This window comes from Mesorhizobium sp. M7A.F.Ca.ET.027.03.2.1 (genome assembly GCF_003999175.1).
Taxonomy (GTDB): Bacteria; Pseudomonadota; Alphaproteobacteria; order Rhizobiales; family Rhizobiaceae; genus Mesorhizobium.
The window spans coordinates 1-8,621 of the sequence record NZ_RZOM01000141.1 but is presented as its reverse complement, the minus strand read 5'-3'; the positions used below and the strand labels follow the sequence as shown (position 1 = coordinate 8,621).

The following is an 8,621-nucleotide window of genomic DNA, read 5'->3' as shown; positions in this document are numbered from 1 at the left end:
GCTCGGCGGTGACCTCGCCCTTCAGCCGCGCATCGGCGAGATCGGAGCGAAAAGCGTGAAGGCGGGCATCCCTGGCAGTCAAATCGAACACTCTGTTGAAAGGTAATGCGCTCACATCGGCAGTTCGAGCGCCTTGGCGATGATACCATCGCCGAAGCGCTCGACAAAGAGCGCGCCCTCAACCGTGCGCCTGATCAACACATTGCGCTTGTCGAGTTCATCGCGGTGACGCGAAACGAGTTTCAAAGCGCCCATCGTGTCCAGGGCGCGGGTGATCACCGGCTTGGTGACATTGAGGCGCGCGGCGAGCCCGCGCACGGTGTGTGGCGGCGGATCGAGATAGATGGTGAACAGGATCGCCGTCTGGCGCATGGTCAGATCGGGCGCGTCGTCGCGCACCTGTGACAGCATCACTTGCTGCCACAGTCGCAAGGCCTGGCTCGGGCGCATAGCAATCGACATCGCGCCAGCATGACGGCAAATTGTTTCGGTTCCGTTTCAGTCGAGGCAATTTTGCCGGCTCCGCCTGCAACCGTCAGCCGTAGCGTTTCGCGATGATCCGCTCTAGGGCGCGGATGCCTTGTGCCTCGCCGCCGGCGGGGCCATGCGGACGATCGGCCGGGTTCCAGGCGAAGATGTCGAAATGCGCCCAGCCCTCGGTCTTTTCGACGAAGCGTTTCAGGAACAGCGCCGCCGTGATCGAGCCGGCGAAACCGTCTGATGTGACATTGTTGATGTCGGCGATTTTCGACGACAGTTTTGCATCGTAGGGCCGCCACAGCGGCATGCGCCACAGAGGGTCCTCGGCCGCGACGGAAGCCGCCGCAAGATCGGATGCCAGCGCTTCGTCACTTGTGTAGAACGGCGGCAGATCGGGGCCGAGCGCGACGCGGGCAGCCCCGGTCAGCGTCGCCATGTCGACCAGAAGCTGCGGCTCCTCCTCGTCGGCCAGCGCCAGCGCATCGGCCAGCACCAGCCGCCCCTCGGCATCCGTATTGCCGATCTCGACAGTGATGCCCTTGCGGCTCGCAAGCACATCTCCGGGCCGGAAGGCGTTGCCGGCAATCGAATTCTCAACCGCGGGAATGAGCACGCGCAGCCGCACATTCAGCCCGGCAGCCATGATCATCGAGGCAAGGCCAAGGACATTGGCAGCACCGCCCATGTCCTTTTTCATCAACAGCATGCCGGACGATGGCTTGATGTCGAGACCGCCCGTGTCGAAGCAGACGCCCTTGCCGACCAGGGTCACCTTCGGCGCCCCTTGCTGCCCCCATCGCATATCGATCAGGCGCGGCGCGCCGGCCGACGCACGGCCGACAGCATGGATCATCGGGAAATTCCGGTCGAGGAGATCGTCACCCTTGACCACCGAGACTTCGGCCTTGTGCCTGGCGGCCAGGGTCCGCACCGCCTGCTCCAAATCTTCCGGACCCATATCGCTGGTCGGCGTGTTGACCAGATCGCGTGTCAGAAAGACGCCATCGGCGATGCGGCCTACGCGCCCGCCATCGACGCCTGCCGGCAGACCGAAGCGCAGCGCCTTGCCTGGCTTCTTGCCGTAACGGGTGAAGACATAGCCGCCGAGCACCAGCGCGATCGCCGCGAGGTCCGGCTCGACAGGGGCCGAGGCGAAATGCCAGTCGCCTTCCGGCAAGGCTTTCGACAGCCCGCCAAAGGCGAGCGCGCCTTCGCCATCGCCGATACCGAACAAGGCGCCGCCGAGCGCCCCGTTTTCGCCGGGCACGACCAGCGTCCTGCCTGCCTCGCCGGAAAAGCCGTTGGCCCTGGCCCAGGCGACAGCGGCCGGCGCAAGGCCGGCCGCGTCCAGACCGTCCCTGGCGACCAGATGGACCGGCAGCGCGCCCGGCAATGTCTTCCCGACGAGTTCGACAGGCATGCGATGTTCTCCGTGTGAGTCGCCGTTCTTAACCGTCCGTTAGGGTTAACAGAATATTTCTGCGGGAGGGAAGACGGCCACGCAATGGCCGCGCATGAATGGAGGCTTAGGTGGCCATGCCGACCAACCGCAGGATCAACGCCAGGGGAAAACGGCTCATCACCACGGCCCTTGTGCTGGCGCTGGCGGCGGGCGTCGCCGGCTGCGGAACCGACAAGATCTCCACCGGCTCGATCGCACGCACCAGCGGCAAACCGCTGGAAAGCATGTCGGCCGGGGAACTGCACAATGCCACCGGCGCACTCGGCCAATCCTACGCGAAGAACCCCAACGACAAGCGGATCGCGACGAATTATGCGGCGGCATTGCAGATGGATGGCGACGCCGATCAGTCGCTGGCCGTGATGCGCAAGCTCGCCATCGCTTTGCCCAAGGATCGTGACGTTCTTGCCTCCTATGGCAAGGCGCTGGCCGCCAATGGCCAGTTCGAGGCGGCACTCGACGCCGTGCGCCGCGCTCAAACACCGGAATATCCCGACTGGAAGCTGGTGTCGGCCGAAGCGGCCATTCTCGACCAGACCGGCCAGAAGGACGATGCGCGCCAGCTTTACCGCAAGGCGCTCGACCTCAAGCCGAACGAGCCTTCCGTGCTCTCCAATCTTGGCATGTCGTATGTGCTGGAAGGTGACCTGCGCACCGCCGAAACCTATATGCGCTCGGCCGCGCAGCAGCCGAATGCGGACAGCCGCGTCCGCCAGAACCTGGCACTGGTCGTCGGCCTGCAAGGCCGTTTCGACGAGGCCGAGAAGATCGCCTCGCAGGAACTGTCGCCCGAACAGGCGCAGGCAAATGTCGCCTATCTCAGGCAGATGCTGGCCCAGCAGAATGCCTGGAGCCAGCTCAAGGACCAGGACAAGCCGAAATCCGCGACCAACTGAGACCACAATCCCGATGCCCAACGAAGAAGCCGCGCTGCATGCGCGGCTTCTTCGTTTGAGGGAATGCAGGAATTTGCCTTGCCGCTACTGGGCGTTTGTTGCCGGCGCCGGATGATCGCCGAAGATACCGCGCTGGCTGACCTGAATGCCGGCGGGACCCAGGATGATGGCGAAGAGCACCGGCAGGAAAAACAGGATCATCGGCACTGTGAGCTTTGGCGGCAGGGCGGCGGCCTTCTTCTCGGCCGCATTCATGCGCATGTCGCGGCTTTCTGCGGCAAGCACGCGCAGTGCATGCGCCACCGGCGTGCCGTAACGCTCGGCCTGGACGAGCGCCTGCGACACCGACTTGACCGAATCCAGGCCGGTGCGGCTTGCCAGGTTCTCGTAGGCCTGCTTGCGCTCCGGCAGGTAGGAAAGCTCGGCGTTGGTGAGGATGAACTCTTCCGCCAGCGCCACCGATTGCGCGCCGATCTCGTCGGCGACCTTGCGCAGTGCCGCTTCCACCGACATGCCCGATTCGACGCAGATCAGCATCAGATCGAGCCCATCCGGCCATGCCATCTGGATCGACTGCTTGCGCTTGGTGGCGCGGTTGTTGACGTAGATGACCGGTGCGTAGAAGCCGCCGTAAGCAACGAGGATGCAGACGAACAGCCTGATGACCAATGGCTTGTCGGGCAGTCCTCCGAGCACGAAGATGTAGATTGCGGCCAGCGCGAAACCGACAAAAGGAAGCACGAGACGGAAGAAAAGAAACCGCGTCAGCGGATTCTGTCCACGAAAGCCGGCCACCTTGAGTTTCTGCAAGGTGCCTTCATCGGCGAGCGCGCGTCTCAGATCCAGCCGGTCGACAATGTTGCGCATGCCGATCGACTGTTCCTCGCGCAAGCCCTTGCGACGGCGGTCGGCCTCGACCGCAAGCCGGGCGCGCTGTTGCGCACGCAGTTCGTCGCGTTCCAGCGCAACGGATTTCATGCGTGACTTGAGGTGGTTTCCGCCAAACGCCGGCAGCAAGGTGAAGACGGTCGCAAACACCGCTATCGCGACCAGCATCGCGATCAGGAAGCTCGGATCCGTCAGGGTCTTGATGACTTGCTCGGTCATGCCAGCATCCTAGACTTCGAAGTTCATCATCTTGCGCATCACCAGGATGCCGATCGACATCCAGACCGCAGAGCAACCAAGGATCAGGTTTCCGACGCTGGTGTTGAAGAGCGGCATCAGGTAGGCCGGGCTCGACAGGTAGACGAGAAAGGCGACGATGAAGGGCAGCGCGCCGATGATCGCGGCGGACGCCTTCGCTTCCATCGACAGCGCCGCGACCTTGGCTTTCATCTTCTTGCGATCGCGAAGCACGCGCGAAAGATTGCCCAGCGCCTCGGAGAGATTGCCGCCGGCCTGCGACTGTATCTGGATAACGATGCCGAAGAAGCTTGCCTCGGTACAAGGCATGGTTTCGGGCATGCGCAAGGTCGCGTCGGGGATAGAGAGGCCCATCTGCTGTGAATCGACGATGCGGCGAAACTCGGTCTTCACGGGTTCGGGCGATTCGTTGGCGATCAAGCGCACGGCGTCGTTCAGCGGCAGGCCGGATTTGACCGCGCGCACGATGATGTCGAGCGCATTTGGAAATTCGTTGAGGAATGCCTTGACCCGGCGGGCGCGACGAAACGTGACGAACCAGCGCGGCAGGCCCAGCCCCCCCGCCAGCAGCACGCCCGGCAAGGCGATCAGCGGGGCTCCGGCCACAAAGGCGACAATCGTCAAAACGACGCCGCATATTGCGGAATATATGTAGAAACGCTCGATGGTGGTCTTGAGGCCGGCCTGACGAAGCTGGGCTTTCAGCGGCGGTTTCTTGACGCGGCTGTCCTTGGTTTTCTGCTTGGCGTCGAGTTCGTTGAGAGAATCCTGAACCGATTTGCGCCGCTTGACGGCTTCCGCCACGCGGTCGCGCGAGGCTTTGACGACGGAGCGATCCGTCTCGGCGGTCCTGATCGTTTCGAGCCGCTTGCCGACCTGTTTTTCGTTGCTGATCCGGGTGAACAGAAATGCATAAGCGACGGCGCCGGCGCTGAAGCCGGCGAGCACGACAAACGCCAGTACTGTGCCGTCAATTCCAAACATTGGCCCGAACCCTTACACCCCAGCATGCGTCAGTCAGCGCGTTTCTCCATCGCCTCGAGCGCAATGGCGAGACGCTGCTCCTCGCCGTAATAGCGTGCACGCTCCCAGAAATGCGGACGGCCGATGCCCGTCGATACGTGCTCACCCAACAGCCTGCCGTTGGCGTCCTCACCCTTGATGTTGTAGAGGACGATATCCTGCGTGATGATGACGTCGCCTTCCATCCCGATCACCTCGGTGATGTGGGTGATGCGGCGCGATCCGTCGCGCAGGCGCGCCGCCTGGATGATCACGTCGATGGAGCCGACGACGATTTCGCGCACTGTCTTCTGCGGCAGCGAATAACCGCCCATGGCAATCATGGATTCGATACGGTTCAGGCATTCGCGCGGGCTGTTCGAGTGGATCGTGCCCATCGAGCCGTCATGGCCGGTGTTCATCGCCTGCAGAAGATCGAACACCTCGGGTCCGCGCACTTCGCCGACGATGATGCGCTCGGGCCGCATGCGCAGACAGTTCTTGACCAGGTCACGCATCGTCACCTCACCCTCGCCCTCCAGATTGGGCGGGCGGGTTTCGAGGCGCACCACATGCGGCTGCTGCAATTGCAGCTCGGCCGAGTCTTCGCAGGTGATGACGCGCTCCTCGCGGTCGATATAGTTGGTCAGGCAATTGAGCAGCGTCGTCTTGCCCGAACCGGTGCCGCCCGAGATCACGATGTTGCAGCGAACACGACTGATGATCTTGAGAACTTCGGCGCCCTGCGGCGAGATGGCGCCGAACTTGACCAGCTGATCGAGCGTCAGCTTGTCCTTCTTGAATTTGCGGATGGTAAGCGTGGCGCCATCGATGGAGAGTGGCGGCGCGATGACGTTGACGCGGGAGCCGTCGGGAAGGCGCGCGTCGCAGATCGGGCTGGATTCATCGACACGGCGGCCAACCTGGCTGACGATACGCTGGCAGATGTTGAGGAGCTGCTGGTTGTCACGAAAGCGGATACCGGTCTGTTCGACCTTGCCGTTGACTTCGATGTAGACGTTCCTGGAGCCGTTGACCATGATGTCGGCGATGTCGTCACGGGCGAGCAGCGGCTCGAGCGGCCCATAGCCGAGCACGTCGTTGCAGATGTCCTCGAGCAGCTCTTCCTGCTCGGCGATCGTCATTGCGAAGTTCTTGATCGCGATGATGTCGTTGACGATATCGCGGATTTCCTCGCGCGCACTTTCAGGATCAAGCTTGGAAAGCTGCGACAGATCGATGGTGTCGATGAGCGCGGAGAAGACCTGACTCTTGGTATCGTAATAAGTTTCGCTCTTTTCGCGCTGTGCCCGCTTCGGCTCAGGCGCCAATGGCGGTGCCTCGACGGCACGGCGCGCCGGCGGCGCGACAGGCGCGCTTGGCGCCGCCGCGGGCCGGGTCAGAACCGCCGTGTCCATGGAACTTGCAGCCGGCGGCGCAACCGGCGCCGGTGCTGGCTGGCGAAATTCCGGCGTGAACCGGTTGCCGTCGTCGCTGCCTCTTTTACCAAACATGATCGACTACCGATTCCACTGCTGAAGCGTCACTTCTTGTTGCGCGAGAGCTTGCCGAGCAGGCTGCCGAGCCCGGCCTTCTTCTTGGCCTTGATTTCGCTGCGCCCGGTCAGCACATGCGCCATTTCGTTGATCATCGCGACAACCGGGTTCTTGGCATCCATTTCGCCAAGCATGCGTCCGTTGTTGGCGGCATTGCCGAACAGCAACGGATCAAAAGCAATGACCGACATCGGTGACAGGCCGAGCGGCTCGGCGAAATCGGACGGCGAAATCTCCGGGCGCTTCGGCACGCCGGCCTGGTTGATGATCAGCTTGGGCGGCGGATCATTGGGACGAAGCCGCTTGAGCATATCGACCAGGTTCTTGGTGTTGCGCAGATTGGCGAGTTCCGGTGTCGCGGTGATGACGATCTCATCGGCCTTGACCAGGGTGTTCTTGGTCCAGCCCGTCCAGGCATGGGGGACGTCGAGCACCAGAAGCGGCACGCTGCGCTGGGCGGTGTCGATCAGCTGAACGAAGGCCTCGGGATCGAAATCATAGACCCGTTCGAGCGTCGAAGGTGCTGCCAGCAGCGACAGATGCTCGGCGCACTGGGTCAGCAGCCGGTCGAGATAGACTTCATCGATGCGTTCGGGTGAAAACACCGCCTCGGCGATGCCTTGCGCCGGATCCTGGTCGAAATTGATGTTGGCGGTGCCGAAAGCCAGATCGAGATCGGCGACGACCACTTCGGATTTGAACAGGGAGGACATCGCCCAAGCCACATTGTGGGCGATCGTCGAGGAGCCGACACCGCCCTTGGCGCCGACGAAGGCGATCGAGCGGCCGAGCGGCTCGGCTTCCGGATCGATGAAAATCGACGACACCACGCTGACGATGTCGGCCATCGAGACCGGAGCGATCACATATTCGGAAATGCCGTTGCGGATGAGCTCGCGGTAGAGGCCGACATCATTGTAGTGGCCGATCACCACCACCTTCGACGTCGGATCGCAATATTCCGAGAGCTGGGCGAGTTGTTCCAGCAATTGCTTGGGCTCGCTGCGCGATTCCAGCAGGATCAGATTGGGCGTCGGCGCCGATTGGTAGAATTCGATGGCAGTGGGGACGCCGCCCATATGGACCTTGAGATGCGCCTTCGTCATGCGGCGGTCCTCGCCGGCGCGCTCGACCGGGTTGGCAACACCGTCGGTCTCGCAGAATGCCTGGATTGAAATGCGCGGGATCGGCCGCAACGCCTGCATCGCGGCGATGTCCTGCTGCGAGGTATCGCTGCCGTCCACCGGTGCGTCGTAGGCAAGGTTGCTCATCGTCATGCTCTTTCCCGTAGCCTGTTCTATCCGAGACTGGCGGCTCAGTACGTCACTTCCGAATTGCCGAGGAACTCGTCCGAGATGCCTCTTGCACGGTAGACATCGATCACCGCGCCGCGGTTTTCAGCATCAATGGTGGAAAGTTTGCGCGGGCCGAGGAGATCGGCGGGGTTGGCCATCTGGGCGGCTAGATTGTTCTGATAAGAGCAGCCGAAATCGGCATAGTGCTTGTTTTCCGACGTGTCGACGAGGTCGGCTGGCCAGCGTCCGCATTTGTCGGTCTGCGCCCTCACCGCAACATAAGCGACGCGGACCGGCGAGGATATCTCGCTGGAGGCAGCCTGATACGAGGTGACGACAAGCCGGTTGCGCTTGACGCCGCTGGCAATCGCGAGCCGGGCGAAATCACGGGCCGCCGCGGTCGCGGCGACCTCGTTGGCCGATCCGCTCGGGACCTGGATCGTCAGCGTCGGGGCGGCACTTCTGTCATAGCCATCCAGGAAGCCAAGAAGCGTGTCGCGCTGAGAGCCCGTCATGCCGCGGTCGCCGGCACCAACCGGCAGATCGATCTTTTGATTCTTCTCGGCGATCACGATCGGATGGTTGGTGCGGTAATCGTCCGGAATGGCGCCGACCGTGATGCTATCGCGCTGGGCGCAGCCGGCCAGCAGCGCAGCCACCGCAACCGCCAGGACCGGAACGGCTCGCCGGCTGATCCGCGAGCGGCCAAAACGCATCGCTGCCGCGATGGTGCTTGCCTTCAATGCTGACTGAGACATGTCCGCTTCCCCGCTCACTTGTAGAT

Annotated in this window: 8 protein-coding genes; 1 reads left to right on the top strand and 7 read right to left on the bottom strand. The window is 62.7% G+C overall.

Annotation, left to right across the window (positions count from 1 at the left end; translation table 11 throughout):
- Positions 1 to 111: 111 nt before the first annotated feature.
- Together EN750_RS09020 and EN750_RS09015 are read right to left on the bottom strand one after the other, a co-directional pair.
- Positions 112 to 462, bottom strand: coding sequence for a MarR family winged helix-turn-helix transcriptional regulator (locus EN750_RS09020; protein WP_013533675.1), 351 nt, complete (start codon positions 460 to 462; stop codon positions 112 to 114).
- A 73-nt stretch (positions 463 to 535) separates the two neighbouring features.
- Positions 536 to 1,900, bottom strand: coding sequence for a M17 family metallopeptidase (locus tag EN750_RS09015; RefSeq protein ID WP_127396209.1), 1,365 nt, complete (start codon positions 1,898 to 1,900; stop codon positions 536 to 538).
- Positions 1,901 to 2,016: 116 nt separating this feature from the next.
- Here EN750_RS09015 and EN750_RS09010 point away from each other — a divergent pair, with 116 nt between their 5' ends.
- Positions 2,017 to 2,838: a tetratricopeptide repeat protein gene (locus EN750_RS09010; protein WP_127327785.1), complete on the top strand. Its 822-nt coding sequence runs from the start codon at positions 2,017 to 2,019 to the stop codon at positions 2,836 to 2,838.
- A gap of 84 nt (positions 2,839 to 2,922) precedes the next feature.
- Here the strand turns inward: EN750_RS09010 and EN750_RS09005 are convergent, their stop codons facing one another.
- The 5 genes from EN750_RS09005 to EN750_RS08985 are packed head-to-tail and all read right to left on the bottom strand — an operon-like array spanning position 2,923 to position 8,595.
- Positions 2,923 to 3,945: a type II secretion system F family protein gene (locus tag EN750_RS09005; protein WP_127396208.1), complete on the bottom strand. Its 1,023-nt coding sequence runs from the start codon at positions 3,943 to 3,945 to the stop codon at positions 2,923 to 2,925.
- Positions 3,946 to 3,954: 9 nt separating this feature from the next.
- Complete coding sequence (locus tag EN750_RS09000) at positions 3,955 to 4,968, bottom strand: type II secretion system F family protein (RefSeq protein ID WP_127396207.1); 1,014 nt, start codon at positions 4,966 to 4,968, stop codon at positions 3,955 to 3,957.
- Between the two features lie 29 nt (positions 4,969 to 4,997).
- Positions 4,998 to 6,500, bottom strand: a complete 1,503-nt coding sequence (locus tag EN750_RS08995; protein ID WP_127327689.1) for a CpaF family protein — start codon at positions 6,498 to 6,500, stop codon at positions 4,998 to 5,000.
- Between the two features lie 29 nt (positions 6,501 to 6,529).
- Entirely contained in the window at positions 6,530 to 7,813 is a 1,284-nt protein-coding gene (locus tag EN750_RS08990; protein WP_245482656.1) for a CpaE family protein, read from the bottom strand.
- Between the two features lie 44 nt (positions 7,814 to 7,857).
- A complete protein-coding gene (locus EN750_RS08985) occupies positions 7,858 to 8,595 on the bottom strand; it encodes a CpaD family pilus assembly protein (protein WP_127396205.1) in 738 nt (245 codons plus the stop codon).
- Positions 8,596 to 8,621: the final 26 nt, after the last annotated feature.

Bases quoted from the DNA above. Each gene is read 5' to 3' on its own strand.
- EN750_RS09000 (WP_127396207.1), bottom strand. From the start codon at position 4,968: ATGTTTGGAATTGACGGCACAGTACTGGCGTTTGTCGTGCTCGCCGGC.
- EN750_RS08990 (WP_245482656.1), bottom strand. From the start codon at position 7,813: ATGAGCAACCTTGCCTACGACGCACCGGTGGACGGCAGCGATACCTCG.
- EN750_RS09015 (WP_127396209.1), bottom strand. From the start codon at position 1,900: ATGCCTGTCGAACTCGTCGGGAAGACATTGCCGGGCGCGCTGCCGGTC.
- EN750_RS09020 (WP_013533675.1), bottom strand. From the start codon at position 462: ATGTCGATTGCTATGCGCCCGAGCCAGGCCTTGCGACTGTGGCAGCAA.
- EN750_RS08985 (WP_127396205.1), bottom strand. From the start codon at position 8,595: ATGTCTCAGTCAGCATTGAAGGCAAGCACCATCGCGGCAGCGATGCGT.
- EN750_RS09010 (WP_127327785.1), top strand. From the start codon at position 2,017: ATGCCGACCAACCGCAGGATCAACGCCAGGGGAAAACGGCTCATCACC.
- EN750_RS08995 (WP_127327689.1), bottom strand. From the start codon at position 6,500: ATGTTTGGTAAAAGAGGCAGCGACGACGGCAACCGGTTCACGCCGGAA.
- EN750_RS09005 (WP_127396208.1), bottom strand. From the start codon at position 3,945: ATGACCGAGCAAGTCATCAAGACCCTGACGGATCCGAGCTTCCTGATC.